This is a genomic window from Mesorhizobium sp. M8A.F.Ca.ET.165.01.1.1, from assembly GCF_004792065.1.
In the GTDB taxonomy this organism is placed as follows: domain Bacteria; phylum Pseudomonadota; class Alphaproteobacteria; order Rhizobiales; family Rhizobiaceae; genus Mesorhizobium.
In genome coordinates, this window is sequence record NZ_SRTH01000020.1 from 50,107 (window position 1) to 76,610 (window position 26,504).

Here is a 26,504-nt window from a genome sequence, read left to right on the forward strand (position 1 = left end):
TGACCGAACCGGTTGATCACGCCTATATGGTCATCGGCCCACATGACAGCTATTCGCATGAGCTTATTCCCTCGTTCTTTCGGAGTTCATATAGACCTCTCCGACCGGACACTGGACGGCCGCTTACCGGGGGTAACGGATCCTCCACCGCATCCCGTGCAATCGGCGTGCCGCTGAAGGGGTCGTGAGAGAAGAGGAACAAGCCGTATATTTCGCGCCCCAGCGGCGGTGTTCCCACCGTGTGTCGGGTTCCGAACAGGGACGTCTTCAAACGGCAAGACGGACGTCGCCTGACGACGGTTGTTTCTTGGCCCTTGTATGCTCATGCATGAGCCGAGCGACAGCAGCCTGCTTTGGGATGTAGGGCGGGTCACGGTACGCCAAATGAACGCGATCATTGCCGCGCAGCCAAGAAGCCCGCCCGCAGGATCCAGTTCACGCGCGGTCGACCCAATCGGGTCCAACTCTACCGCGAATTGATCGCAATCACCCGCATGACCTTGGCCTATCTGAAGCAGGCGAACGAGCGATTGGCCATGGCGAGCACTCCGCTCATCGCACTGTGGCGGCTCCAGGTTCGTCACTATCGGCCGATGATCGAACGCATCATCAGACGGAGCGAGCGGCGGGTATTGGCCGGCGAGCCGGTGCCGCCCGACGAGAAGTTGGTCAGCCTCTTCGACCCGCATGCCGATTCATCGTCAAAGGCAGCCGCGACACTGAGTACGGCCACAAAGTCAACCTGACCACGTCGTCGGCCTCTTTGTCGATCCGCCGGCTCACGCCATCGTGCTGTCGGTCGACGAGAAGAGCCAGATCCAGGCGCTCGACCGCACCCAGCCCGGCCTGCCATGAAGAAAGGCAGGCTCGGCACCATGACCCACGACTGCAAGCGCCATGGCACAACCACCCTGTTTGCCGCTCTCAACGTGCTCGACGGCAACCTCATCGGCAAGAACATGCAACGGTATCGCCATCAGGAGTTCATCCACTTCCTCAACGCCATCGACCCCAACTGCCGGCCAGCGCTACCGGCCTTCGGCGCAAGCTCGACACGGTGTCAGCAGCTTCTCGAAACGGGGATACCACTTCGGCATGCCGGACGAGCGGTCGACTAACGAATCACAGGCGGCCCCTTAAGGACATAGAACGCATGGTTGATAACGAGTCCGTCGAGACCTGTGGCCCGGGCATAAGCTAGCAACTCGCTGCACGATTGATGAAGCCGGCACCGTTGAGGTTTAGCGATGTGTTGCAAAGAACACCAACCCCGCTTTTCGCCTTGAACGCGGTAAGTAGCTGAAAGAGGCCGCTGTCGATCGCACATAGAAGTGCCGTGTCGCTCTGGGCTTTGCCTCCGCGTGGTAAGCGGACCACGCATTTAGCAATCCGTGGCATTTATCAGACGGCGTTCCTTGGGCGGAGCCGAGCCGCGCACTGGAACCCATTCGCGACGTACGAGCGCAATCAAGGTCTCCGAAGCGGTCGCCGGCGAAACGAGGGCGCGCTCAGCGACCTGATAGACACCGAACCATTCTTGCCCGAGGATCCTGTGTGTTGTTCCGATGGTATGGTTGAAGTGGGAAGGAGACCGAGAGGATCCAGGTCGTCCTTTTTGAGGACAGGCCGCGGCATGGCTCGGTCCCTTCCCACCGATGAACCATCAACCTGAACAGTTGCACGGGGCTGTTAGCAGCAGACCCCGCACCACAGGAAGAGGCGTGGACATGATAATGCAGAACTATGTCGGTTGCGACATCTCCAAGATGTGGCTCGATTTTTTTGATGAGACAAGCAGTCGTTGCCGGCGCATCGACAACCAGGCCGATGCGACCGCTGCCTACGTGGCAGGCCTTCAGCCTGGCCGGGATTTTGTGGTCATGGAGGCGACAGGCGTTCATGACCGGCTGCTGCGCCATGCGCTGGCCAAGGCCGGCGTTGCGTTCTCGCGGCACAATCCGGCGCATACCCACTACTTTGCCAAGTCGACGAGACGGCGCGCCAAGACCGATCGTCTCGATGCCAGGATGTTGAGCGGCTACGGCCGGCGCTATCACCCCGAGGCCGAGCCGGCGCCGCGCGAGGAAGGCGAACATCTTCAATCGCTTGCCCGCCTGCGCGACCAACTGGTCGAGATCAGGGCAAGGCTGAAGAAGCAGCGCAGTGAGGCTTTTGACGAGACCGTCATCAGCGAGCTCGAAGAGCTGACCACCACCTTCAACACACGCATCAAGGCGATAGAGAGCCGGATCGCCGAGGCCATTCGTCAATCCGAGGAGACTGCCCGCGACAACGCGTTGATGGTCTCCGTGCCAGGTGTCTCCAAGGTCACGGCATTCTCCCTGCTGGCACCCGAGCTCGGCCTGCGGTCACCCAAGTCGATCGCGGCACTCACCGGCCTTGCCCCTTTCGACAACAAGAGCGGCAAGCTCAATCGCAGAAGCCAGATTCAGGGCGGCCGATCGCGTGTGCGCCGTGCCCTCTACATGGCAGCGCTGGGCGCCATCAGAGCATGTGAGCGCTTCCGAGTTTGCTACAGCGCCATCGCAGCCCGTTCAGGCTCGAAGAAGCTGGCCATCATCGCCGTCGCAAGGAAGCTCCTCGTCGTCCTCAACGCCATCATCCGAGACAAAAAAGCTTTCGCATGAACACAGTTGCCATGTGGCGTGAAGTGCTTGGGCTCGCTTGCCGGCGACGACATTGCTCAGCGAGCGGCCTTGCCGTCTGGATCTTGGTTTGTCGATACGGTAAAGACGCCGTCCCGCAATAAGGAAAAGGCTGCCGCTCTCATCGAAATATCCGCTGCGCTCCTGCCCCAACTCAGGCGAGATCGTTTCCGCCAAAAGGACCGGGATGGAAGGTTCTGCAGCTCGCTGCCGCAATGTCGCGCATGCGCCATACCGGTTCGCGCTCATCGAGAGGGAGCAAGGAGCGCTTGAGTTCGATCGACAGTCGGACTGGACGATCATCGATCTGGGCGTACAGCAGCGCACCCCGCAGGGGTTCGCCGGACTGCTCGAGGGGAGAAACGGGGTTGCCCGTGGCCTCCGAGAGGGTCTCGATGAAACTTTCCACTAGCGCCGCTTGATCGGAATACGCCATTTTCCCTCATTTGCTGCTCAGCCGTTTCGCCCGTTATACGACGCCGGCGCTGATCTCGGCCCCTATGCGATCGCCCGGGACGCCCGGGGCTTCTTTCGTGGACCGCGTGTGAGCGACCAGGCCGACCACGACTTTCCGTCCTGCGCTCTTTCGCGGATGAATCTGTCCTTGCGGTCGAGAAAGGCGGACAAGTGGGTGCCGTTGCGGTGAGACGATCCACGCCGAGCGCAATCGCAAACCTCTCCACTGCCTCGCGGCATCGCGCCACAAGGTTGTCGGTATCAACCGGCAACAGCTGCGCCAGCATCTTAAGGGGCGCTCTCAGATCGTCCTTCGCTGTGGAGCGCCCGCCCGGCGACAAATTCGGCGGCCGCTCCTGTCCGGCGAACAGGGCGACGAAGGGCCGAAGCCTTTGAGCAGATTGCCGATTGACGCGCGTGCCGCACGAGCACCCGAGTGATGACCTCGACCGGCACGTTCGGTACCGCGGCATAGTCCTCTGGACGGTTCGGACCCCAGCTGCGCCGCGAATGCGAGGATTGGTTCGCCGATGTAGCGGCGGCTAGCCGCCGGATCGCGACAGTTGCACCAGATCCGCACCCGCCTGCATCAAGGGGGAGCGCCAGAAGGCCGCGCGAGGCGAGCTTCGCATATCGCTGCCAAGTGGCTTGCCCTACAACCGCTCCGCCCAGAATTTGTTCAACCCTGATCCAGAGGTTCAGGCTCGGCTGCGTCTAATCTTCGACAAATTTCAAGAGCTTCAGACCGCGCGACGAGATAAAGGCGGCGATCTGATGGTTCGCAACCGGATGCAGATCGTACTACAGGTGACCTGAGACCCTTGTTCCCTCCATTTCAATGGAGAGTCCGGCGCTTCATTTCTGGCCTCATGCGGCCTGTTTTTCCAGCGCCATTTTTATGGCGAATTCGATGGGCGTGATGTTGCCCAGGGCTGAGTGTGGTCTGTTCTGGTTGTAGTCCTCCTTCCATAGATCGATTGCGGTCCGCGCTTGCGTGAGGGTGGAGAACAGCGTTTCGTTCAAGCATTCGTCGCGAAACCGGCCGTTGAAGCTCTCCACGAATCCGTTCTGCATCGGCTTGCCGGGCGCGATGTAATGCCATTCGACGCCGCTCTCCTGGCACCATTTGAGGACCGCCATCGACGTCAGCTCGGTGCCGTTGTCCGAGACGATCGTGCGAGACCTGCCGCGGCGAGCGATGATGGCATCCAGTTCCCGGACGACGCGGGCGCCCGACAGCGACGTATCCGCGACCAGCGCCAGGCATTCCCGCGTGAAGTCGTCTACGACGGCCAGAACCCTGAACCGCCGACCATCTGTGAAGGCATCGCTGACGAAATCCAGGCTCCAGCGCTCGTTCATCCCGCCTGACGCGATCATCGGCCTTCTCGTTCCCAAGGCCCTCTTGCGACCGCCACGCTTGCGAACCTGGAGCTTCTCCTCCCGGTAAAGCCGCCGCAGCTTCTTCTGGTTCATCACGATCCCTTGCCGTTCAAGCATGATGTGGATGCGCCGGTAGCCAAAGCGGCGTCGTTCGGCTGCCACCGTCTTCATCGCGGCCCGAGAGGCGGCATCATCCGGCCGGATGCTCGTGTAGCGAACGCTCGAGCGATCGACGAAAAGAGCCTTGCACGCCCGACGCTGGCTCACCCCATGCTGCTCGCAGGCGTGGGCCACAGCGCATCGCTTGGCAACGGGCGTCACCATTAATGGGATGGTCCGCCCCGTCCTCCCGCAGCATCATCTGGGCAGTCACAACAAAGGAGGTTGCAATGTCCCTACGCAATGCGCCGCGCCCCGCGGCCGTCTATGGTGTCGATATCGGCAAGAACATCTTCCACGTCGTCGGCTTGGACAGCGACGGCGAGCCCGTCCAGCGAGTTCGCTTCCGACGCGATACGTTGATGAAGTTCTTTGAGCGGGCAGCGCCAGCAATCGTCGGGATGGAATCGTGCGCTGGATCGCAATGGATCGCCAGGAGACTTCAGGCACTGGGGCACAAGGTTCGCCTGATCCCAGCGCAGTTCGTGAAGCCCTACGTCAAGTCGAACAAGAGCGACATCATCGATGCCGAAGCTATCGCCGAAGCAGCCACGCGGCCGACGATGCGATTTGCCGCGATCAAGAGGGAGGAGCAAGCCGACCTCCAAGCCTTGCATCGGGTGCGCGACCAGATGATCGGCACGCGAACCCGTCTGATCAACCAGATGCGAGCATTCTGCCTGGAATACGGCATCGCATTGAGACAGGGCGCCGGACTGTTCAAGCTCGACTTGCCACTGGTTCTCGATGACCTGTCGAATGACCTCTCGCCGGCAATGCGCAAACTGCTTGTGGACCTGTTCGCCGATCTGCGCCAGTTGGAGCAGCGCATCAACGACGTGACTAGGGAGATCGCAGCGATTGCAGACCGAGAAGATGTTGCCCGCCGGCTCATGACGATCCCCGGAATCGGAGCATTGGGAGCCACCGCGCTATTGGCGGCCGTCGGCACCGGATGCCAGTTCCAGAAGGCTCGCGACCTGGCCGCATGGCTGGGGCTTGTCCCTCGAGAATACTCGACCGGGGGCAAACAGAAGCTACTCGGTATCAGCAAGCGCGGGAACCGCTACGTTCGCAAGCTGCTCGTTCATGGCGCGCGATCATGCTTTCGCCACCTGGATCGACCCCGGGATCGCCTGGGAAGCTGGCTTGATGGGTTGCAGAGCCGTATGCACCCGAACAAAGCCGTTGTCGCACTTGCCGCCAAGATGGCGCGCATTGTCTGGGTTGTCCTGACCAAGCCGGGAGCGCTCTACGAACGCAGGGACCCTGCTTTCGCCTGACGCTCCGGCTCGATTGCAAGGCTCGGGAATAGTGATGACGAAACAGTGGATCAGCATGCCGTAAGCCCTGTGCAAAAAAGCGGGCTTCGTGCCCGAACCATTTATTGGGAACGGCGTGCGCGGATCTCATCATGGCCTGGCTGCAACAGCAGCTCACTCGCGAGAGGCCGGATACATTTATGCAACTGGAATCGTCGTCGGCGATGTCGCGAACCCTTGCACGGACGGGGCGGACCATACATTTTTTGCAGTGACATCCTTCAGGATGGCATTGTCCAGCATCTGCTCGGCCAGCAGCTTCTTCAATTTGGCGTTCTCCTCCTCCAAAGCCTTCAGCTTGCGGGCGTCGGAAACGTCCATGCCACCAAACTTGGCCTTGTATTTGTAGAAGGTCGCTTCCGAGATCCCGTGCTTGCGGCAGACATCGGCGGTCTTCATTCCCGCCTCCTGCTCCTTCAAAATCGCGATGACTTGTTCTTCCGTGAACCGTGAACGCTTCATTCGTCCGTCTCCTTGAGCGGGACGGACTCTACCAAAGACTGGAGGAGCTTCAGGGTCTCAAGTCACAGGACCTACCCTGGAACGTCAGGTTTGTCGCGTTTGGAACAATGACGTTGGCCCATTTATGCGCCGCGCGCCAACATAAGCTCTTGATACTTTGGCGAAACACTCTGCCTAAGGTTCTTTCACTAGTTGGCACGAATTTTGATCCTTTCACAGCGAGCCGACACGGCTGGCGTCACAGAAACAGCACACCTGTCTGCCTGCTGAGTTGGCTGCGGAGCAATTATGATCGATTCTAATACTGCCCATTTCTGGAACTCTCCGATCAAGCACGTGTTATACATATACTTCAGAAATATACGTCGGATCACCAAACAACCACTATATAAAGGCCGGCCAACGCAGCGCCTTCCGATCGGTCCTACTTGGAACGCATGCCACTATGCAGCGATCTCTGTTCACGAACGGCCCGATGCGACTTCTTGCTGATTCACATTGATTGATGAACGACTAAACAACCTCTAAAACCTCATAGGAGGCGACAGTGACCCGCATAATACTGGCCAATACTGGATCCGACGCAATCGTTTCGCCATCTTCTTGTCCATCGGATGAATCGTTGCAAGCAAGTGCGAGGTGGGCCAAAAGAATGCTTTGGCTTGCTAGAAGCAACGACATTTGTATCACGCCCACGCCGGTGACGACGCCATTCTTAGACTACTTTAGCTACCTGACGGGTGAACGGAGTATCGTTGTTCTGTCCACCTCTACGACATCCACTAGGCGTCCCGCGCCACTTTCGAAAAAAGACCTCCAAGATAGTGGTTGTTTGACCAACTCGCTGCCTTTGTTGGCATCCGGCGTCCAATGTCTGGAACCGTTTGTACTCGACGAATTATCTATTTCCGTTGCCCAAATTGTCGGTGATGTTCCCGTAGCATCTGCAAATCGGAGCGTTCAGGCAAGTCCCGAAGCCAGTCGCCTTCTTAACAACAAAGTGAAATTTCGCGAGTTTGCTAGAAATCTGGGTGTTCCGATCGCCAATGGTAGTATTTGTATTAACTCAAGGGAATTGGCGGAAGGTGTCTGTAGAGCTCTTTCGGTTTCCGATAAGGCCATTCTGAAGACTGCCTTTGGTTCAGGTGGCGAAGGTAACAGTATTATTTCGAGATCTGCGTCCAGAGGAGGCTCTTCTCACGGAGCTGCGCGCTCAGTTTGTGTTGCAAATGGTGATCAAAACTCGGTAGCGGCGGCCGTTCATGATCTTGGTTTACTTGTGACAGAAGACGAGCCGGTGATTGTGGAGGTATATACTGAGAATGACTCGTCGATCGGTGTGCACTTCAACATTGGTCCAGATAAGGTCGAGTTCGTCGGTATTGCATCAATCCTGTTCGATCCAGCATATATTGGGGCTTATTGGGCTAAATCGCTTCTCGACGACTTGCCTAATGATGTTTTTTCATGGTGTCAAAAACTTAGTGATTATGCTCAGAAGGTTGGGCATCTTGGACCGCTCAGCGTGGACATCGTAAGAGGCAAAGAGACTGGCTTCTTTGCATGTGAGGTTAATGGACGGCACGGAGGTTTCTCTACGGTCAGGGCCGTATTGAATTCGGTAGGATTGGAAGCTGACATCAAAAATGGACAACGTGTCGTCTTATCTCACGATGACATCTCTATTGACGTTCCATTCTCCGAATTAGTTGATAGACTGGAAGAGCAAGGACTTCATTATAAGGCTGCCGAAAGGCGCGGGGCGATTGTGATAACGGAGGGCTATGAAGATAAAGGGCCGTTTGACGTGGTAATTGTTGGCGTAGATTTAGCTGAGACCAAAATGATCGAGAGAGATATAATTAAACTGACGGAGAGAACTCGCTGACCGCTATCAGAAAATTACCCGATAGGGCGCCGTTATGGAAAGTTTCGGCGCTCCTGATACGCCACCGATCATTGCGCATGTGGGAACGAGCACGCGCCTGTCGCCGACGACCAGGCTTCACCAGGAAGATGGGATGCTGGCCGCCCTCCCCAGACCGGGGCCTGTTGCGTAATTCGCTGGTTGTGCTTCTCTGAGACATAAGCTCGGAAGACAAACCGATGGCGGTGAAGCGGACAGGTCAGTTGAGTCTCGTGGAGGCATTTCTGGCCGACGAGCTGTCGGGTGGCTCCTCGCCGCTCAACTGGTTGTCTAGCCTGGTGAAGTGGTACCGCTTCGAGAGGTTGCTCAATACCCTGCGCGATGGCGGTCCAGGTCGGGCGGCATCGCCGCCGCTGGTGCTGTTTAAGGCCGTGTTAGTGCAATCGCTCTAGGGACTGTCAGATCGCGAACTCGAGGAAGCGCTGGGCGACCGATTGTAATTCCGACGCTTTGATGGGCTGGGGCTGGACGATACGATCCCCGACCACACGGTGCTGTCGCGCTTTCGCAATCTGCTTGTCAGCGAAGGGCTGCTGAAGAAGCTGTTTGGCGAAATTCGACCGGCAGTTGGAGAAGCCCGGCGTGATCCTGAAGCGCGGTACGCATGCTGGATGCCACGCTGATCGACGTGGTCTCGGCGTCGCCGACACCCGAGCGATCGTCGCACGATACGGACGCCCGCGTCACAGCACGCAAGGGTGACAGCACAGCGAAACTCTAACACCAAAGGCTCTGAGGGCTGACTTTCTAGGCGGTGTGGAGTCTTGGAGAGGCAGCCTTGGGGATGATGGATCGTTTTGTATTGATTGACGCGGCATGGGAGCGGATGGCGCCGCTGATCATGGGACCTCCCGATCGGAAGGTTTCGAGGGGCCGCGATAACCGGATGTTCGTCGAGGCGGTGCTGTGGATTGTGCGATCAGGTTCCCCCTGGCGCGATCTTCCCGATGTATTCGGCGGTTGGAACAGCGTCTTCGCGGCTTGTAGCGCGACATATGTGGAACGGCCACGCGGGCAAGCGCTTTTTCAGACATTTCACCCAGCGGGATAGCTGCGGTGATATGTCCGGCCTTTCAGCGCGGTCTAGAGCCGTCAGATGGGGTGATTGGGGTCTCTGCCGAGCCAGCTGATGGCGGCTGCTCCTGTCTTTGCCGGACTGGACGTGTGTTTGGAAGAGACCTCTATTTGCATTGTCGACGAGACTGGCCGGATCATGAAGGAGGCGAGAGCGTTGAGCGATCCGCAGGCATTGTGTGACGCGCTGAAGGGGAGCGGCTTGCCGCTTGATCGGACCGGCCTGGAAGCGTGCTCGCTGACGGCCTGGCTTCACGATGGACTGCACGCCGAAGGCTTGCCGGCGACCTGCGAGACGCGGCAGGCCAACGCAGCGATGAAGACGATGCCCAACAAGACCGACCGCAATGACGCCCGCGCGCTGGCGCAGATCATGCGCACTGGCTTGTATCGGCAGGTGCATGTCAAGAGCAGGCAGTGCCGATTGTGGCGTTCGCTACTGGTTGCCCGCCGCACGGTGCTGAACGAGATGCGTTCGATCGAGAACATAGTGCGGGCGATCCTGCGCGAGGCCGGCGTCAAGCTGGGCCTGCCGTCGCACAAGGCGTTCGCCGGCCGCGTGCGTGAGTTGACGGGAGCTGACCTGAGCGTTTCGGCTCCTCGCGGGCCGTGGGGGCGCATCTGGGGCTGACGCCGGCGCGCCACCAGTCCGGCGAGACCGACATCCAGGAAAGATCAGCCGATGCGGCGATGAACTCGCCCGCACCGCCCTCTACGAGGCGGCCCACACGCTGCTGGTGCGCTCGAAGAAATGGTCCAGCCTCAGGGGCCTGGGGCCTGAACATCGCCAAGCGGCGCGGCATGGCCCGTGCCCGCGTGAAGGAGCAGCTTGACCTCAACGACCCCAATCAGAGAGGACTCTCAGGTTGAATCGCAAGGGATTCCGCTGAGGTTGGCTCGAACAGGTGGCAGATATCGCCGAGAGCCTCGCAAAGCGTGTCGAAGGTTCTGGCCGCCTTCTTTCGCAGGTGCGCCTTGAGTTTTGAGTAGGCCATCTCGATCGGATTGAAGTCGGGCGAGTATGGCGGCAGGAACAGGAGCCAGGCGCCCCTTGGGCGAACCAGTTGCGCAGCGCGCTCGTTCTTGTGGAAGCCGACATTGTCGAGAATGACGACATCGCCGGGCGACAGTTCGGGAGCGAGCTGCGTTTCGACGTAGTGTTCGAAGATGGCGGCATTCATAGGCGCGTTGACAATCCATGGCGCGACAAGACCGTGGCATCGCAGCCCGGCGATAGGGCGGCCTGCTTGATAGGCGCAAGAAGGCTCTGACCGATCGCGCGCTGAACCCGGAGAAGGACCATGATCTTGCCAGTGGCGAAGACGCTGGCAACATGCGTAACGGTTATGGCCGCAAGACATGACGACCGAGACCGGCAAGCTGGAAATCGATGTTCCGCGTGACCGTTCGATCCGCAGTTGATCGCGAAGTATCAGCGCCGTTTTCCCGGCCTTGATGACAAGATCGTATCCATGTACGTGCGCGGCATGAGCGCCCCGGGAGATGCTGGCGACACGCCACCGGCACCTTGGGAAAAGGCGCGGATCAAGGCCCAGGCGCCGGATCAGGGAAATGCCCGAGAGGCTTGAGGAGATCGCTCACCCCGGCCCCGCCGTCACAACAACTTCACCGCCGGGAAGGGTGTGGCCCCTTCCAACCTAAACTGTCACTCGTCGACCAGAGAACTTCACACACCGAGGCCGGGCTCAAGGCCCGTGCCGCTTCGCATATTATGTCGAAGGCGTAACCGCAGGAGCGGATCCCGAGATTCTCCGCCATCGGGCATTAAGGTGCATCGCATCCTGTCAGCCGCGCGCGAAGAGCGGGTGGTGCAACATGCTGGGACCGGAGGTCGTCCACAGCAGGTAACATTCAGTGTTGTCCGATCTCCGACAATTCAGACGGGCGAAATAGTACTGCCGCGCCATCATATTGGTTTAAAAGGATTGCCTCATTCGGCACGGTTCTCGCGAAGTCATCAATAAGGCGTCACAAGCCGCCGACACCCCGTCCAATTCCTCTTTTCCGCCGAAGAGAAGTTCCGATGAATCCTTTTGCGCGAGAGATGACAAGACCTGAATTCGCTGACGCCGCATGGCAGGAGCGCTGCGCTGTCACTAGCGTGGATCAGTTGCGCGAGCGGATGGAGGACGACCCCAACGGTAACCTAATGCGAGACGTTGAACTCGGCCTCGCGCGCGCGCCTATGGCGATGCGGATCACCCCCTATGTTCTGAGCCTAATCGACTGGTCGAATTTCCTCCAGGACCCGATCCGCAAGCAGTTCATACCCGTCGGAAGCGAAATTCTTCCATCTCACCCGTTGCTAAGAATGGATTCGCTACATGAACAAGAAAGTTCACCTGTAGATGGATTGGTGCATCGCTATCCAGACAAGGCGCTTTTGCTCGCGACGGATCGCTGCCCGGCCTATTGTCGTTTTTGCACCCGCAGCTACAGCGTCGGCCTGGACACGCAATCGGTGTCGAAGAAAAGGGCATCGCCATTCCAAGCCCGATGGAATGCTATCGTTGCGTATCTTCGCGCGACCCCCGTCATCGTTGATGTTGCGGTTTCAGGAGGAGACTGTTTTCAACTGAATTCTTCTCAGCTTTCCGCGATTGGTAGAGGACTTCTGTCCATCCCCTCAATTCGCCGCATCAGATTCGCGACGAAAGGTCTCGCCGTACTGCCTATGAAAGTCACGAGCGATCTTGAATGGACTAATGCTCTTGTCAACATTAGCGATGCTGGCAGGAACCAGGGCGTAGACATCTCACTTCATACCCATTTCAACCATCCGCGAGAAATCACACACTACACGGCTGCGGCTGCAGAGCTTCTTTTCAAGCGCGGAATAAGGATGCGCAATCAGTCGGTTCTGATGGCTGGCGTCAACGACGATTCTGAGGTCATGAAAGGACTCGTCAAAAAACTCTCGCACCTGCATATACAACCGTACTACGTCTTTGCTTGTGATCTTGTCGATGGACTCGAGCACATGCGTTGCTCGCTCAGCCTTGCATGCCAGATAGAAAAAGCCATACGCGGGATCACGGCTGGCTACAACACTCCATTGTTTGCTGTCGACACGCCGGGGGGCGGCGGAAAACGCGACATTCACAGTTTCGAGTATTATAATAGACAGACAGGGATTGCTGTTTACCGGGCTCCCTCTGTCCGGCCGGACCAGCTGTTCATATATCCTGATCCTTTGCAGTCTCTCTCTCCAGATGCGCAGACGGCATGGTTAGATCCCCAGCGCGCCAAGCGCATGCTGACCGATGCGGTTCAGGCCGCTCAAGCCAAGTCGGCGACGGGTTGAATAATCGACTCTGCGGCATGGCATCGCGCACGAGCGCTGCCTCCATAGGAGACTTTATGAATCCGTTAGCCGGGAGCGTCAGTTCAAAAGCTTGAGTGCGGGAGTTGTTGCTGCAGAAGTTCGTTGTAAACAGTTCTTCTCGAGGGCTTTCCCGCAGAAATATGGCACCTAGTCAGAACCGAGCCACGTTCATGAAAGGAACTTTGGCATGCCGAGACCAAAAATAGACAAGTATCGTGTCAAGACCACTTCCATAATGTTAGATGACGTTGGTTGCGCAAGGCAACTCAATGACCATAACGTGAGAGTCCTCAATGTCAGTGAAGATAAAGGCCGCGGCGTGTTCTCGGCTCGCGACTTCATGCCGGGTGAGGTCGTTGTCATTGGGCTGATTGCCCGTCTAGAAGCGGCTCGAACGACGGACTCGATTCAATTAGATTGGGGTGTCCATGCTCTCTTTGAGGAGCCAGCTGTCATTATCAACCATTCTTGCGACCCCAATTTAGCAATCGTTCCTAATCGATTCGGAGCCTACGACTTCATGGCTATCCGGGAGATATTCAGTGGTGTCGAATTGACCTGGGACTATGCTACCTCAGAGTTTGCGTGCGTGGGGGTATCAGTCTGTCTCTGTGGAGCGGAAAACTGCCGGGGCGCAGCCGGAGGTTTCGCCACGCTGCCCCGCGACCACCCGATGGTCATATCCGGACTGTACGCACCGTATCTCAAGGAGAAGCGGGGCAACCCCCGGGGAGACGATAAGGGTATTTTCAACTTTGCCGGTGCCTAGGTGCAAGGCATATTCTCCACAGACCTGCTCGGCGCTGCATTCCGCACCGCTGGGCGTCGGTGGAGAGCGCTCTTAGTTGGCCTTGAAGCGCTCGCAGTCCATGTGATCGGAGTCAGGTTGGGCATAGCGAGCTTTCAGTCGGCCGCATCCCCGACGCCGCCGACCTGCCTAGGCCGTCTGCGTCACCGTAGACGAAGGCGTCGGCATCTGTAGGATGATGCAAGACTTGGACGATTCGGGCCTTCCGTGGCGACGCTCACATGAGTTGGTCCGGTGCGGCTCAGCCAACGCTTCGTCGGCAAGTCGCTCGCGACGAGCACTGGCCGGACGACGGTCAGCCGCAACTGGTCTTTTTTCCGTGCGGTAACCTGCACGCATGAAGTCTGTCCGACGTCAAGTTCTTGTGTGGTGCCAGCCGTTTTGGAAGGAAGAACCTGAAGCATAGGGCATGTGATCGAGTGCGGTCATGTGTCAGGAATTCTGTGCGCGAGGCCGGTTTCGTCATTGGCTGACGAACCTTTCGCCGAACACGACAGCGAACTGGGTCCTGGCCTCGAACCATTCGCGCGGCGGTCGTTTCCAGTCCTCGGCCGCATGGTTCAGAACAAGATATAGCAGCTTCATGGCTGCTCGTCACTCGGGAAGTGTCCTCTGGTGCGAACGGCGCGGCGCAGCTTCGAGTTCAGCGCCTCGATGGCGTTGGTAAGCCGGTATGGATCATGACGGTGCCATCCGATCCCCGCTGGAGATGATCGATTTTCGGCGTATGGTGCGACCATCCGGGACCGGGGCACCGGGAGCACGCCAAGTGCGGGCAGGCCGATGTATTCGATGAGCTGCGAGCTCGCGTTAGTAGCTGGCCGCCCCTGCGACCTGCCCGGTTGCGCCGAGAGCGCGGATCCGTAGGTGTCGCGTCGCCCGCCGGCTCCCGATTGTTTGAGGAGGAGCCGATGAGAGGCGTGATTGGAATGGACATCCACCGCACCTTTGCGGAGGTGGTGGTTTGGGAAGATGGCCAACTGCGCCATCACGGACGGGTCGACATGACCCGGTCGGGACTGGAAGGGTTCGGCCGCAGTTTGCGAAGGACGGATGAGATTGTCGTCGAGGCTACGGGCAACGCCATGGCGGTGGTGCGGGTTCTGTCGCCCTATGTCGGCCGGGTGATTGTCGCCAACCCGATGCAGGTGAAGGCGATCGCCCATGCCAGGATCAAGACCGACAAGATCGATGCCGGGGTTCTGGCGCAGCTCCATGCCAGCGGCTTTCTGCCGGAGGTCTGGGTTCCCGATGAGCGGACCGAGCGGCTTCGCCGCCTCGTCGCGCGGCGCAACCAGGTCGTGCGGCACCGCACGCGCGTGAAGAACGAGGTGCATGGCATCCTGCAGGCGCACCTCGTGCCGAAGTGCCCGCATGCCGATCTGTTCAACCGTCGGGGTCGCGCCTGGCTCGAGCGGCAGGTGCTTCCCGACGACGAGCGGGCCGCTATCGCCCGCCACATCTGCGAGATCGACCGCCTGGCCGAGGATCTGGCGGACCTCGATCGCGACATCGCCCGGGAAGCGGTTGATGATGTGCAAGTCCGGCGGCTTCAGACGATCACCGGCGTCAATGCCATCGTCGCGACTGGTATCATCGCCGCCGTCGGCGACATCCGGCGGTTCCGCGAGCCGCAGAGGCTAGTGAGCAACTTCGGCCTCAATCCGCGTGTGCGTCAATCCGGTCTTGGCTTGGCGCAATATGGCCGGATCAGCAAACATGGGCGTTCCCATGCCCGCGCCATGCTGGTCGAGGCCGCCTGGGCGGCGGCGAAGGCGCCCGGACCGCTCAGGGCTTTCTTCCTGCGCATCCGCAACAAGCGCGGCCATCAGGTCGCAGCCGTAGCGCTCGCCCGCAAGCTCGCCGTGTTGATCTGGCATCTGCTGACAAAGGAGCAGGACTACTTCTGGGCTCGCCCGGCGCTGGTGGCGGCAAAGCAGAGGCAGCTCGCTCTCAAGGCTGGCGCGCCAGGCGAGCGCGGTGTCGGGTCGCCGCGGTTCGGCTTACGCCTACAACGTGAAGGAGTTGCGAAACAGCGAGAAAGCCGCGGCCGAGAACGCCGAACGTGCCTACGAGCTGATGGTTCGGCATTGGCGGTCACGAGGGCCGAAGCGGCGCACGGACGCCACAAACGAGGAACGACTATAACGGCTGCGTGGCGGCACTCTCATCCTCTCGCACCACTCTTTGCCACGTGGTCGTCCGTGCCGGACAAATATAGCACAAGGAAATGTGGCGGCACGACCGACGCCTCGGTCCGCTCCAGAATGGCGCTGTGCTCGACGCAGTCAAGGCGTGGCCTGGAAACCTCGCAGCCGGCCGGGGCGCCAATCGCACCGGCCAGCCTTGATTGCGTCTCGACACGCTCGCACGGGAAATCCTGTAGGCTCACCGGCAAGCTCTCCCAGGCAGGGCGCGGCGCCGGTCCTCACATGCCGGAACCGATATCCATGCCGCTTTCAGCGCACGCCACCCCCTTCAATCGCCCGGCGCTACCGCGTCCGCACCGCCGCGCGATGCCTGTTATGGGTGCGCCGCCAAGACATGCCGCTCCCCTTGGCGGCATGAGCGCGATCGATGACATGGCGCTGTCGGACGCGGCGCTCGAGGCCTGGATGGCCGCCAAGACCAGCCCCCGCCCGCTGGTGCGCACCATGTCGGCGCTGGATGGCTTCGTAACGGCATCGGTCACCGGGCCGCGGTTCGCGGACCCGCAAGACTGGATGTGCCCGCTCATGGGATTGCCGCGCGGCGTCCTGGCCAAAGGCTCTGCAACCGATCACGCCGTGTTTGCCAGCGTCGCCAGGATCCACAACCGGATCAACGAGACCCTGTTTAACAGACCGCAGGATTATGGCGCCCCGCTTCACCACCAACCCCAGTGGCGGCATCGACCCACGGCCGTGGTGCCAGGGATTCTACGCGGCTATCAATCTCAACATCAAACGCTGGAAAAGGCTCCTCGACCTCAAGAACCCCAACCACGGCCTGCTGCTGCCCATCCTGATCTACTGCGTCGACAAAAAGGGGCGGCCCGCCCTCGGCAAACCCAGGCCGGGGCCCGAGACCGCGCACTTCATCGAGCACGAGCCATACAAAGACATCGCCCTCGTCATCCCCGCCCTGCGCGAACTCCATTACGTCACCCGTTATGACGATCCGAAGTGATCGGTGCCGGCGCGCGGACAAACGGCTGACCTAACCGTCAAGACGATTTCGGCAAAAGGTGCCTTGGCGCACCGCTTACGATGATCACGCCACTCGTAAAGTCGTTGGCGACTGATGCCACCTCGTCGGCTAACTTGCTGACGGTTTCGCCCGCCTTCATGCGCTGGAGAAGCTCCAGCTTTTGGGCCTGATCAATAACTCTTTGCCGTCCGGCCATGTTTCGTCTCTTGCAGGGAAACTGGGGCGCGATTTGGCTTATCTCAGTCTGGGTGCACTCCACGGGAATTAGCCGAACCCCTGTCCGGCTTTTGCGAATTGCGCAGCCAAGGAGATAAAAAACACCCTTCGGCGGTTCCTTCGAATCAGGTTGTTGTCAGCTACCGCCTTACTTGGGAACATCGATGGTCGCCGCTCGGAGCTAAGCGCGATCAATGCTCGGCTTCGAATCGGCCTCGCAGCCATCTACTTGTACGCGATAATGACGAGACGCGGGCCATAGGGTGCAAATTCTGCGCCTTCCTGTCCATAGGCTTCAACAGAGTCGAACCCTGCATTTTGCAACATGCGAACGCATTCGGAATACCCATATTGTCTGATAGAAAGACGCATACGTCTCACGGAACCACCACGAACGACGATCCTTTCGGTGTTAAAACGATCGGTCAGCGGGTCCTTGTTGTATGTGTCGATTCTTAGATCATCGTCGCGCTGCACGATGTGATAGCTAGGCGACTGCTGACTTAGCAAAAAGAACCGATTTATCTGGTCGATCAGCAGACGACCGCCCTTTCGAAGTGAAGCAGCGGCTTCATGAAGGACTCTCTCATTATCAGCTTCACCGAAATAGCCAAACGTCGAATACCACAGAAAGGCCGCGTCAAACCGATCCCGCCAGGGGAGCGAGCGCATGTCGCCAAGAACATACTCAACATCTAGAGTCCGTTCAGCAGCATCCGCTTCAGCCTTTTTCAGCAAAATCGGCGAGGTATCCAAGCCGGTTACTCGCGCGCCTTTTTCCGCCAATCGATTGGTAATCCGCCCATAGCCGCATCCGAGTTCAAGAACTGGGCTGCCATGTCCAAGTGAAAGAAGCTTCCAGATTGCTCCCGCTTCCCGGTCGCTTTTCTCAGGCGGATTGACGAGGTCGGCGAAATGCAAATAATCTTCACTGAAGTATGTTTCAAGTTCGGATAGGGAATGTTGGACTGTGGCATCGTTCATGTGAATCATCCTGCTATGTTGGATTCGTTCAGGCTAAATGAGCTGCGCAAAGAGCTATATCGGCCTCTGCGCTATTTCTCATGTTATAGGAAGTGTTGAAAGAAAATTGTTGTAAATATTTTGTTAACCGTTTTATAAAGGTTCATCGAGAACTCGAGAAAATTTTTGTTTTTTAGTTCTGCAACAAACAGTAGCCTCGCCGAACAACATGCCCAACGTCTCACCCGGACATTTCCGGTTCAGAACCGACGCCCCTAGCCCTCTTCTCTCCGTGCGGTCTCGAAGGCGCATATCGACGGAAGGTTCCATCCACAGATTGTCGATTGACGCTGACGAGCGGTTCGGCTGGGTGAGCAGTCGGGTCGAAGTCTCGTGATAAAAGGCCGCCTTGGGTGGCCGAGCGATCCAGCGGGCGGAACGCGAGGCCTGAGCAGGCCTCGAAAGAATCAATGCAGACGCCGACCGACTCTTGCTCGGCGAAGCGGTGCGGACATAGCAATCGACACGCGCACCTGTCAGTCTGCCAGGGTTGGGCATGGAACATGGAAGGATCATACGGGTAATCGGTCCCGCATTGGGCGTGTCCAAACCGCCCACATTGTTCGGTTGATGAAATAGACCTTGTCGCTGAACAGGTAGTCGTTGTCGGTGTCACCCCGCATGGCTCCGATCCTTGTCGTGATGGCGGCTACCCGTCTCTCCGACCAGCCGACACGCTTCGATTACGGCTTGTTCCGTGCGGTTGCGGATGGCTTCGGATATGATGACGCCATCGGCGAAGTCCCGGTCGGAGGCGTAGATGCCTGTCGGGATGGTCAATGCCTCGAAGAAGCCGAAGAGCGGCCGAAGCTGATGCTCCACGACGAGGGAATGACGTTCTCCGCCTTCCAGTCGCCGCAAGGATAATTGGCTTTCCTTTAAGCGAGGATGGCTCCAGCAGATCGAAGAAATGCTTGAACAGTCCAGTGTAGCTGCCTTTGAACGTCGGCGAGCCGACTACCAGGACAGCGGCGCTCGACAATTACTCGACGATGTTTCGGGCCGATGGATCAAGGTCGCTAAGCCGCCTGGCCTGCGCAAAGGACCGGCCGATATCCTCGATATCGAAAGTAGCCGAAGCGGCGCCGATCTTCGTCGCGACCTGCCCGACTATCTGGTCGACGAATAGCCTGGTCTTCGAAGGGCGAGTAACATTGCCCGAAACCCCGATTGCGAACTTTTTCGACATTCCTGGCTCCCTCAAAGCGATCAGTGCCACACTTAGGCTGCAATTGGTTCATTCGATGCAAACTTGGGATCTTCCGCATATTTGGTGCAGGTGCCGGGATTCACGGGCGGTGAGAATGAGTCCATAGAGTCGGAATTGCAGTCGACGCCGGTGTTCGCCCGTGCTCCATGCCTTCCGCTCGCTGGTCTCGCCCGAGCTTTCGATTGTCCAAATTCTCCCACAGGCCGACAAGATGGTGCTTGTAGCCCGGCCGAAGGCGACAAAATCGTGCTGTCCCTCCTGCGGCTGCCGAGCCGGCCGCGTCCACATCGTAACCTCCGCAAAGGCCGTGATGGACTCTGGCAAGCTCAGGAGAACGTGAGCAATCAGGTCGTTGCAGAGGGCGAGTGCAAACTTATGGCTCGAAATACCGAACTTATGACCCAACCGCATCCTATGATAGCACTATTTACCCAGAATTCAATAAAGTTGCGTAATATGAATTATGGAACTTGGAGGTGCACGCGAAATGAGCGGTCTGTTGCTTTTTCACTTCTGCCGGATCGATAAGGCCTACGAAGCACACGGCTTCGGAGGCGCTCGGCTCATTCAAAAAGCAACACGTCGTTCCTAGAACTTGGTCCGTTTAAGGCTTTGCTGATTCAGCAAAGCCTGACGATCATGTTGCGGCACGCGATCGAGCCGGTACAGTGGCCTAGCCACCGGTCGTCAAATTACCTGCAGCCTATCAAGGCCACGCATGCTAACACCATTGCTCGACCCAGGTGCCGCCGACGAGACACCAACCGCCTCTATTCTGACCAGTAACGTGGTCGAATCTCAGGTCCAGGCGGAGACCGAACGGCGAGACAGCTATTTCGACCGCCGCTTCTCGCTCTGGCTGGGTCGACGTTATGAGTGTTCGGCGCCCGAAAGACACCACCAATGGCGTGCACGGCAGTAACGGCTTCTTTACCATGAGCGGGTATTCTGATTGGAGGCGTTGGTTCGCGCCTAGCCTGCCCGTCCGCCCGTCGACGGCTCAGCCTTCGCCTAGTGCCGGCGACCGACGTTTCATGTACCCCCCGCTCCCCCAACAGTATGCGTCGGCCGCCGGCAGCGGCTCTGGTGAGACTGTCAGGCAAGCGGTGACGGGTCCCCTGCGCTGGTCGCAGCACTCAATTGAACGCACTTGATCAGGCAGTTTCAGCCAATACGAATAGTCTGGACCTCCATGCCTTTCTTGCCCGGCCCCTGCTCGAACAGCACCTTCTGTCCCTCGACGAGCGCGCTGAGCCCAGAGCGGGATAGCGCGGATGCATGAACGAAGACGTCTTTACCTCCGCCCTCAGGCGCAATGAAGCCAAAGCCCTTTTCACTATTGTACCACTTCACGGTGCCCCTTGTAGCGAACTGCGCTTGCGGCGGAACGACGGCTGTTTCACCGGCCAGCGCATTCGCTGAACTTTTCGGAATCTCCTCTACGATTTCCAGTACTTGCGCTACCTGATGACCCTTTTTCGTTTCTTCCAACGTGACCCTGAGACGCGCTCCTTCGGCGACAACGCGACTTCCAATCGCCTCCAACACGCGCAAGGGCAAATAGGCCTCTGTGCCGTCTGATGTTTTGACGAAGCCAAACCCCTTGCTTGCGTTGAACCACTTCACCTCGGCTTCGACAGGCGCCGCGACCGCGGGCGGCGGCCGCTAAAAGAAGCTGGGCACGAAAGACTTTTCCGGAAAAGAAAACGGCTCGTCGTCTTCTCGATGCCGACGTGGCTTGCGATGGTCTTTGTACCTGCTCATGTTCTCTCGGCTGGCATAGGAGGGAGGCGTTGCGCTCTCTCATGAATAGGATCGGACGGCTGGCTGATCAACGCCGTTTCGCAGAGCCGCGGCGCCCTTAGGACCGGCCACTATCCTCAACCGCGCGGGTTGTTTTTGCGGCGGCGTCCCCTAGATGACCATGATCGCCTACGCCTTTCTCCAAGCCCGCCGCCTCAAAGCAGCGGGACGGAAAAAAAAGAGTCGGCGGACCACCGCCACAACCGAGCATGCCAGCCGTTAGAAAGCCATTCTTGACCTCTTCACGCGGCCGCCACCCCGCAGATGTCCTCACTGTGAGAAGCTGCTCGCAGGCGCCATCAAACCTAAACTGCCAAAGTAGTGCTAGGGTCAGGACTCATTGATCCAGAAGATGAAGGCTGCAGCGAAGGCGATCGCCGACAGGAAGGTGTGAGCACATCGGTCGTATCTGGTGTGGATGCGTCGCCAGTCTTTGAGGCGTGCGAACATGTTCTCGATCCTGTGGCGTTGTCGGCATAGGACAGGATCGTAGCTGTGCTGAACACGATGCTTGGCATGGGGTGGGATGCATGGCGTGATACCGCGCTAGACGAGCGCCTGGCGGAAGGCCGCTGAACTGTAGGCCCGATCGGCCAGCAGGGCGTTGGCGGCGGGCAAATCCTCGATCACTGCCGCAGCAGTCTTGTGATCATTGGCCTGCCCTTCGCTCAGATGCAGCAGCCGCAGACGTCCCTTGCCGTCACAGACCACTTGCAGCTTGGTGGTCAGTCCGCCTCGGCTGCGTCCGATATCGGGATAGAGCCCCTTTTTAAGGAGGCTGGCGGCAGTGCGATGCGCTTTTCGATCATCAGATTGTCCGTTTTGCCGCCCTGCGCGGCCAATTCCGCCAGGATGCGGTTGAACACACCCAGCCGACTCCAGCGGATGAAGCGGTTGTAGATGGTCTTGTGCGGACCGTAGTCGGAAGGGACATCTCGCCAGCGAAGGCCATTGCGGATCACGAACAGGATGCCGCTCAGCACCCGGCGGTCATCTACACGCGGCACACCATGCGACAAAGGAAAATAGGGCTCGATCCGGCGCATCTGCTCCGGCGTCAACATCAGCAAATCACTCAAGGCAGCACCTCCTGCCACCTTGAATCACCCAACAGATTTCAAATCAACAAATTAATGGGTCCTGACCCTAGCTAATCCCGGCGCGGCGGCAGATCTCCGCCACCGGAATCCCGTCCGCCCCCTGCTTCAGAATGAACGCCTTCTGCGAGTCCGAAAACTTCGATGCCTTCATCGTTCTCCGCTCCTCCCAGCCAGGGAAGCTAGCGCGGAAAACTCCAATGCTGAACGGTCCAGTTTTCAGGGTTCAGATCAGAGCCTGAGGGGATTGGCCGCCTGAGACGCGGCCGCCGTGTCCGCCGCTCCGCTAAACACGGGGGCTGCGCGGCGGACACGCCAACGTCACCGCTGAATGCCACGCCATTTTTTGAAGAACTTGACGCACACCGGACGACTCGGTTGTCGCGCGGCCGCCGACCATCGCCACCCCCGGCCAGTTCCTCGATCGACAGGATCCAGGAGAACGCGTCGATGCGGGTTGCCAGCGCGTTGTCCAGTTATTCCAGCGCGTCGACTCCCACCTAGTCATGTGGGAACTGAAGTTCATTTCACAATAGGCTTGTGCTCGCGACTGAAAAGGAGCGAGACGATGGCCAATGCGACGGCCGATTTCGCCGCTGGTGTTGAGTGCGGATGAGCGAGCCTATCTTGAGCGCCAGGTTCGCCGGCGTGGTATGGCGCGGTCGATGTCTGAACGATAGCGGATCATTCTGCGGTGCGCGGATGGGCTTGCCAGCAACGCTCGTTCAATGTCGGACCGGCGACCGCGACGTGGTTGTCCTTGATGAGCACGGCATCGCCGAGCTCGAAGCGGTGATTGGCCCTGCCGCCGGCGCGTGCCGCATATTCTCCAGGGTGTGCAGGCCGGGCGTCGTCTTTCCGCGAGCACACGATCTTTGCCTTATAACCGCGCACGGCTTCCTCGATCCCGCACTGGGCCACGGCGGTTCGGCTAAGCCGGCACACGAAGTTGAGTGCGGCGCTCGGCCGTGAGCAAGGCGGGACTACAGATCCTGACGATCCAACACCATCGGCTTCCGAGGATGTTATCTTCCCCATCACCTGGGCATCACGGAGTGGGACGGCGCATTTCATAGCACTGATACTCCCTTCCCCAAGCGACAATCGGCCGGAGGCAGGAAAAGCCCAGTCCGGTTGCCATTCTGAGAGACCGTGTATTCGTCGGGCTTATGAGAGCAAGCAGCCGATCGACCGGTTGGGTTGTCAAGGCGAGTTCGATCACTGGCTTAAGGCTTTCCGGCCCAATCCTTCGACCGGACGTTGCTCCGAACAAGGCGCATCCGATTAGAATGTCACTATCATCGAAGCGGCTCACTCCGGACCGCCCCACGAAGCGCAAGTCACCATTGTCTTGACGTTCATAGACCATCCAAAATCCAATCCCGTAGGTCTGCCATTCCTGAAGGTAGAAGGATAACTGTGCATCAGACATTTCCCGCGTCGGCGGAATTCCCTGCATCGTTGATTCGACTATTAGCGGATCACATTGAAGGCGATGCAGGGCATCGGCGTCCCAAGCACGTATTGGGCGCATAAATAAGCGTTGCGTTTCTAGATTCATGTGAAGTTCAATCCAGTTCTAGAGATGCGCCACAAACGACAGCCCAACCACGAAGGTGGGTGAGGAGCGTGGCTGCGAATGAGGTGGTCGTACCCTCAAAGTAGCGCATGATGCGGCCGTAACCCTCATCAATCTCTGACCAGGCATTCGCCCGTATTCGATTGCGCATCCTCGATAGGGTGGCGGCATTACAGAAGGGGCGCGTTGACAGCGCCAGCTTGTGAAAACGAGAGCACTCGTGCCGAATAGACATTGCCCGTAGGTTGCGACAAAGCCTTCTGCTTGGTCCGTGATGTTCTGCGGATACCTAAGCATGTGCCGTGCCAAACACGAAAGCTGTTTCAAAATACAGCATGGGTTTAATACTGCTACGTCGTACGTCCGACATCGTCTGACATACGACGACGCGGAACGCGGCGGCGCCGTCCGCGCACGCTGCTTGACCCAAGGCCAGCGCTTGCAGATCCCATCCAGGATCGCCTGACCGCATCCGCGCCGCCTCTGGTTTCCGCAACGTAGAAGATTCTAAGATTCGGGCTTAGCCTAATGCTGCCGCCGTCCACACGGTACCAACTTCAAGTGCCCCAGAAGCATATGTGATGCCGGACACAACAGGACGAGAGAAGCACGGGCGCTTCTTCGAATTCCTCGGCAGCCGTGCCGACTGTGCGTTAGTCGCCGTGCAAAGCGTGCCAACAAGGAGACGAACTTCAGACGATTTTGGGTTGAACCAGAAGGGGGATATCTGATTACGTGTGGACCCTGAATGCCTCGTGTGAAAATTCTACAATTGTAAAAATTGCTAAGTAAATATTAAATCTTCAGGTAGGACCGGCGTTGAACGGCGAACGATCTAGACATAAGGACCCCAATAGCGCTACACAGAAACAATCGGTGGCCTCTGACGAACTGTCGGAATTCTCGTTCTTCGGTCGCTATAGCATCCGTCGAGTGACAAGTTCCACCGGAGATTGTTATTGTAGTGGGTATGTCGCTGACCTATCCAAGGTTATTTGCAAATATTGCCGTTGTTGTGACGGTAGAACTTAACCGCGGAGGCATGGACCTTGTTAACCACTTCAAGCGCGCCATGCGCGCGGCCAAGGAGAACACGCAATGCTAGATGGCTACAAGCGAAGCGCATTTCGTCATCATGGTGACGGTCGAGGACGTCGAAGCTTTTTGCCTCTTTGTCAAGAAAAAGCTCTATAACCAGCCTAACGTGCGAAAGTTCAAGAGGATGATCAGTCTTCAACATGTCAAGTTCGCTCCAAGGAACACGGTATAGCATTCGGCAGATTTTGCTGGACTCATCGGTGAGCCGCTTTTGAAGTGCCCTTGCGCCTCCAACTTCTGCCTGAACTAGCAGGCTTCTCCGATTGGGGGCCGTTAATCCGGTTTGGTTTGAAGTTCGTTCTGGCATCGAGAGGACAAGGACATGAAACGTAGCCGCTTCTCTGGGGAGCCACCAAATCAAGTAAGGCTTACTTGGTTGTAAGAGGGCTACTTGAGCTTGCCCACCCCGAACTGACAATGACAGACGCGGTAAGGAGATAGACCTATGAAACTTGCTTCTGGATATAAGGCTTTTTGCGAGGCTGCCCTTAAGAACTACCCAGACCGAACAAAGCCGGGTAAATATTTCGATTGGGCAATTGCGCTAAGCGACGTTATGAACGCTGAGTGTTCCGATCGCTTTGCAAAGCCATCGGCACGAGGATGGAATTCGTCTTTTAACGCAAAGATGTTTCCTAATCAATACACAAAAATCGGGGCCTTGGCGCAAACGTATAAGGGATTAATCAACCTCAAGACCCCTTTTGATCTATATTTGTACACGCGGCTTATTTGGGAACTTCAGCCGAAGACAATTTTGGAACTCGGTTCTCTTCAGGGTGGAAGCGGACTATGGTTCGCCGATCAAATGTCTGCGCTCTGCGAAAATCAAGGTGAAGTTCATTCTTTCGATATTAATACGGAATGCATCCATGAAAATGCAAGAAGTCCAATGGTTACATTTCATCAAATCGATCTTTCCAACACAGCTAATTTCGACGAAGATCTACTGGCAAGACTACCTCATCCGTGGATTGTAGTCGATGATGCGCACGTACAAGTATTCTCCATATTTTCTTATCTGGAGAGATTCCTTGTGTCAGGAGATTACTACATTATAGAAGACAACCCGCTAAGCGCAGACAAAGAGATTATTGAAGGCTTACAGTTCATCGAGAAAATGGGATTTCTGATCGATACCTACTACACCGACGCGTTCGGAACCAATTTTACTTGTGCTCCAAATGCATGGCTTCGAAAGTCCTAAGTGTCTGTTTCAAAAAAAGTTGAGTAATTTTTCAGCAGGTCGTGATTCCGTCGGATCTGGGTGAGCGAGAGAGAGAGAGTAACCGATACATTGAATTTGTGTGCCGAGCGATTAGAGACCGTTTTGAAAATCGGCTTGCTATGGGTTCGGTCTGAGGCTGGGTTATGATTCATGTGTGGACGGCCCCCGTTGAGCAAGAAGATTCTGGCAATGGCAATACTGAAGCGGTCAGGTTCATTCATGTGTTCGGCCTGTTTTTGTGCAGCCTCAGGCCGCTGGCCATGATGGTGTCGGTGGATTGGGCCCTCATCAAGCTGCCGCGCTGCGATGCGCGTTGAATCACTCAGGTTCCCAGCGCGGCGCCTGCAGACAATGCCTGGTGTCGGGCCCCAGACCGCGTTGGCGATCAGCGGCTTTGCTCCGCCGATGGAGAGCTTCAAACGCGGGCGGGACTTTGCGGCCTGGCTTGGGCTCGTGCC

At 57.9% G+C, this 26,504-nt stretch carries 14 protein-coding genes and 14 pseudogenes; 14 read left to right on the top strand and 14 right to left on the bottom strand.

The window, feature by feature from the left end; all coding sequences use genetic code 11:
* Positions 1 to 321 precede the first annotated feature (321 nt).
* The 3 genes and pseudogenes from EN808_RS31460 to EN808_RS31475 form a co-directional block, all read left to right on the top strand.
* Positions 322 to 751, top strand: a pseudogene (locus EN808_RS31460) (ISNCY family transposase); the annotation flags it as partial.
* Positions 751 to 1,010: pseudogene (locus EN808_RS31465) on the top strand (IS630 family transposase); the annotation flags it as partial. The pseudogenes EN808_RS31460 and EN808_RS31465, both read left to right, overlap by 1 nt.
* Before the next feature lie 717 nt (positions 1,011 to 1,727).
* Positions 1,728 to 2,648, top strand: a complete 921-nt coding sequence (locus tag EN808_RS31475; RefSeq protein WP_245525172.1) for an IS110 family transposase — start codon at positions 1,728 to 1,730, stop codon at positions 2,646 to 2,648.
* Between the two features lie 172 nt (positions 2,649 to 2,820).
* Here EN808_RS31475 and EN808_RS31480 read toward each other — a convergent pair whose 3' ends face one another.
* Together EN808_RS31480 and EN808_RS31485 are read right to left on the bottom strand one after the other, a co-directional pair.
* Complete coding sequence (locus EN808_RS31480) at positions 2,821 to 3,102, bottom strand: hypothetical protein (protein WP_135917906.1); 282 nt, start codon at positions 3,100 to 3,102, stop codon at positions 2,821 to 2,823.
* A gap of 887 nt (positions 3,103 to 3,989) precedes the next feature.
* Positions 3,990 to 4,829: pseudogene (locus tag EN808_RS31485) on the bottom strand (IS3 family transposase); the annotation flags it as partial.
* Between the two features lie 65 nt (positions 4,830 to 4,894).
* Between EN808_RS31485 and EN808_RS31490 the strand changes: the two are divergent.
* Positions 4,895 to 5,947 carry an IS110 family transposase gene (locus EN808_RS31490; protein WP_135917908.1) on the top strand — a complete coding sequence of 351 codons (1,053 nt, stop codon included), beginning with the start codon at positions 4,895 to 4,897 and terminating at the stop codon, positions 5,945 to 5,947.
* Between the two features lie 252 nt (positions 5,948 to 6,199).
* Here EN808_RS31490 and EN808_RS31495 read toward each other — a convergent pair.
* Positions 6,200 to 6,448, bottom strand: a pseudogene (locus EN808_RS31495) (transposase); the annotation flags it as partial.
* Between the two features lie 547 nt (positions 6,449 to 6,995).
* On the opposite strand from EN808_RS31495, the gene EN808_RS31500 reads away from it, so the two are divergent.
* The 4 genes and pseudogenes from EN808_RS31500 to EN808_RS31520 all read left to right on the top strand — a co-directional run.
* On the top strand, positions 6,996 to 8,336 hold the full coding sequence (locus EN808_RS31500) for a peptide ligase PGM1-related protein (RefSeq protein WP_135917909.1): 1,341 nt from the start codon (positions 6,996 to 6,998) through the stop codon (positions 8,334 to 8,336).
* Positions 8,337 to 8,554: 218 nt separating this feature from the next.
* A pseudogene (locus tag EN808_RS37375) lies at positions 8,555 to 9,021 on the top strand (transposase); the annotation flags it as partial.
* A 141-nt stretch (positions 9,022 to 9,162) separates the two neighbouring features.
* Positions 9,163 to 9,351, top strand: a pseudogene (locus EN808_RS31515) (transposase); the annotation flags it as partial.
* 153 nt (positions 9,352 to 9,504) lie between these two features.
* Positions 9,505 to 10,268: pseudogene (locus tag EN808_RS31520) on the top strand (transposase); the annotation flags it as partial.
* 29 nt (positions 10,269 to 10,297) lie between these two features.
* On the opposite strand, the pseudogene EN808_RS31525 reads toward EN808_RS31520, so the two are convergent.
* Positions 10,298 to 10,684: pseudogene (locus tag EN808_RS31525) on the bottom strand (transposase); the annotation flags it as partial.
* A 2-nt stretch (positions 10,685 to 10,686) separates the two neighbouring features.
* Here EN808_RS31525 and EN808_RS31530 point away from each other — a divergent pair.
* The 3 genes and pseudogenes from EN808_RS31530 to EN808_RS31540 form a co-directional block, all read left to right on the top strand.
* A pseudogene (locus EN808_RS31530) lies at positions 10,687 to 10,942 on the top strand (transposase); the annotation flags it as partial.
* 551 nt (positions 10,943 to 11,493) lie between these two features.
* Positions 11,494 to 12,774: a KamA family radical SAM protein gene (locus EN808_RS31535; protein WP_135917911.1), complete on the top strand. Its 1,281-nt coding sequence runs from the start codon at positions 11,494 to 11,496 to the stop codon at positions 12,772 to 12,774.
* A gap of 208 nt (positions 12,775 to 12,982) precedes the next feature.
* Positions 12,983 to 13,564 carry an SET domain-containing protein-lysine N-methyltransferase gene (locus EN808_RS31540; protein WP_135917912.1) on the top strand — a complete coding sequence of 194 codons (582 nt, stop codon included), beginning with the start codon at positions 12,983 to 12,985 and terminating at the stop codon, positions 13,562 to 13,564.
* Positions 13,565 to 14,065: 501 nt separating this feature from the next.
* Here EN808_RS31540 and EN808_RS31545 read toward each other — a convergent pair.
* Positions 14,066 to 14,268 (bottom strand): annotated as a pseudogene (locus tag EN808_RS31545) (transposase); the annotation flags it as partial.
* A 264-nt stretch (positions 14,269 to 14,532) separates the two neighbouring features.
* Here EN808_RS31545 and EN808_RS37865 point away from each other — a divergent pair.
* Positions 14,533 to 16,758, top strand: coding sequence for an IS110 family transposase (locus EN808_RS37865; RefSeq protein ID WP_348630951.1), 2,226 nt, complete (start codon positions 14,533 to 14,535; stop codon positions 16,756 to 16,758).
* Positions 16,759 to 16,808: 50 nt separating this feature from the next.
* On the opposite strand, the gene EN808_RS31560 is transcribed toward EN808_RS37865, so the two are convergent.
* The 9 genes and pseudogenes from EN808_RS31560 to EN808_RS31605 all read right to left on the bottom strand — a co-directional run bounded on the left by EN808_RS31560 (position 16,809) and on the right by EN808_RS31605 (position 24,960).
* Positions 16,809 to 16,988: a hypothetical protein gene (locus tag EN808_RS31560; protein ID WP_135917913.1), complete on the bottom strand. Its 180-nt coding sequence runs from the start codon at positions 16,986 to 16,988 to the stop codon at positions 16,809 to 16,811.
* A 245-nt stretch (positions 16,989 to 17,233) separates the two neighbouring features.
* Positions 17,234 to 17,992, bottom strand: coding sequence for a class I SAM-dependent methyltransferase (locus EN808_RS31565; protein ID WP_189524215.1), 759 nt, complete (start codon positions 17,990 to 17,992; stop codon positions 17,234 to 17,236).
* A gap of 651 nt (positions 17,993 to 18,643) precedes the next feature.
* Positions 18,644 to 19,220 (bottom strand): annotated as a pseudogene (gene msuE / locus EN808_RS31570) (FMN reductase).
* Positions 19,221 to 20,405: 1,185 nt separating this feature from the next.
* Complete coding sequence (locus EN808_RS37730; protein WP_135917916.1) at positions 20,406 to 20,867, bottom strand: cold-shock protein; 462 nt, start codon at positions 20,865 to 20,867, stop codon at positions 20,406 to 20,408.
* A 507-nt stretch (positions 20,868 to 21,374) separates the two neighbouring features.
* Positions 21,375 to 22,123: pseudogene (locus EN808_RS31585) on the bottom strand (IS5 family transposase).
* A 70-nt stretch (positions 22,124 to 22,193) separates the two neighbouring features.
* Positions 22,194 to 22,295, bottom strand: a pseudogene (locus EN808_RS31590) (transposase); the annotation flags it as partial.
* Between the two features lie 530 nt (positions 22,296 to 22,825).
* Positions 22,826 to 23,062, bottom strand: a complete 237-nt coding sequence (locus EN808_RS31595) for a hypothetical protein (RefSeq protein ID WP_245525171.1) — start codon at positions 23,060 to 23,062, stop codon at positions 22,826 to 22,828.
* A gap of 127 nt (positions 23,063 to 23,189) precedes the next feature.
* On the bottom strand, positions 23,190 to 23,702 hold the full coding sequence (locus EN808_RS31600) for a GNAT family N-acetyltransferase (RefSeq protein ID WP_135917917.1): 513 nt from the start codon (positions 23,700 to 23,702) through the stop codon (positions 23,190 to 23,192).
* A gap of 1,009 nt (positions 23,703 to 24,711) precedes the next feature.
* A complete protein-coding gene (locus EN808_RS31605; RefSeq protein WP_135917918.1) occupies positions 24,712 to 24,960 on the bottom strand; it encodes a hypothetical protein in 249 nt (82 codons plus the stop codon).
* A gap of 303 nt (positions 24,961 to 25,263) precedes the next feature.
* On the opposite strand from EN808_RS31605, the gene EN808_RS31610 reads away from it, so the two are divergent.
* Positions 25,264 to 26,025 carry a CmcI family methyltransferase gene (locus tag EN808_RS31610; protein WP_135917919.1) on the top strand — a complete coding sequence of 254 codons (762 nt, stop codon included), beginning with the start codon at positions 25,264 to 25,266 and terminating at the stop codon, positions 26,023 to 26,025.
* A gap of 360 nt (positions 26,026 to 26,385) precedes the next feature.
* Positions 26,386 to 26,504: pseudogene (locus tag EN808_RS31615) on the top strand (transposase); the annotation flags it as partial.

Bases quoted from the DNA above. Each gene is read 5' to 3' on its own strand.
- EN808_RS31475 (WP_245525172.1), top strand. From the start codon at position 1,728: ATGATAATGCAGAACTATGTCGGTTGCGACATCTCCAAGATGTGGCTC.
- EN808_RS31480 (WP_135917906.1), bottom strand. From the start codon at position 3,102: ATGGCGTATTCCGATCAAGCGGCGCTAGTGGAAAGTTTCATCGAGACC.
- EN808_RS31490 (WP_135917908.1), top strand. From the start codon at position 4,895: ATGTCCCTACGCAATGCGCCGCGCCCCGCGGCCGTCTATGGTGTCGAT.
- EN808_RS31535 (WP_135917911.1), top strand. From the start codon at position 11,494: ATGAATCCTTTTGCGCGAGAGATGACAAGACCTGAATTCGCTGACGCC.
- EN808_RS31540 (WP_135917912.1), top strand. From the start codon at position 12,983: ATGCCGAGACCAAAAATAGACAAGTATCGTGTCAAGACCACTTCCATA.
- EN808_RS37865 (WP_348630951.1), top strand. From the start codon at position 14,533: ATGGACATCCACCGCACCTTTGCGGAGGTGGTGGTTTGGGAAGATGGC.
- EN808_RS31560 (WP_135917913.1), bottom strand. From the start codon at position 16,988: ATGGCCGGACGGCAAAGAGTTATTGATCAGGCCCAAAAGCTGGAGCTT.
- EN808_RS31565 (WP_189524215.1), bottom strand. From the start codon at position 17,992: ATGAACGATGCCACAGTCCAACATTCCCTATCCGAACTTGAAACATAC.
- EN808_RS31600 (WP_135917917.1), bottom strand. From the start codon at position 23,702: ATGAATCTAGAAACGCAACGCTTATTTATGCGCCCAATACGTGCTTGG.
- EN808_RS31605 (WP_135917918.1), bottom strand. From the start codon at position 24,960: ATGTTGAAGACTGATCATCCTCTTGAACTTTCGCACGTTAGGCTGGTT.
- EN808_RS31610 (WP_135917919.1), top strand. From the start codon at position 25,264: ATGAAACTTGCTTCTGGATATAAGGCTTTTTGCGAGGCTGCCCTTAAG.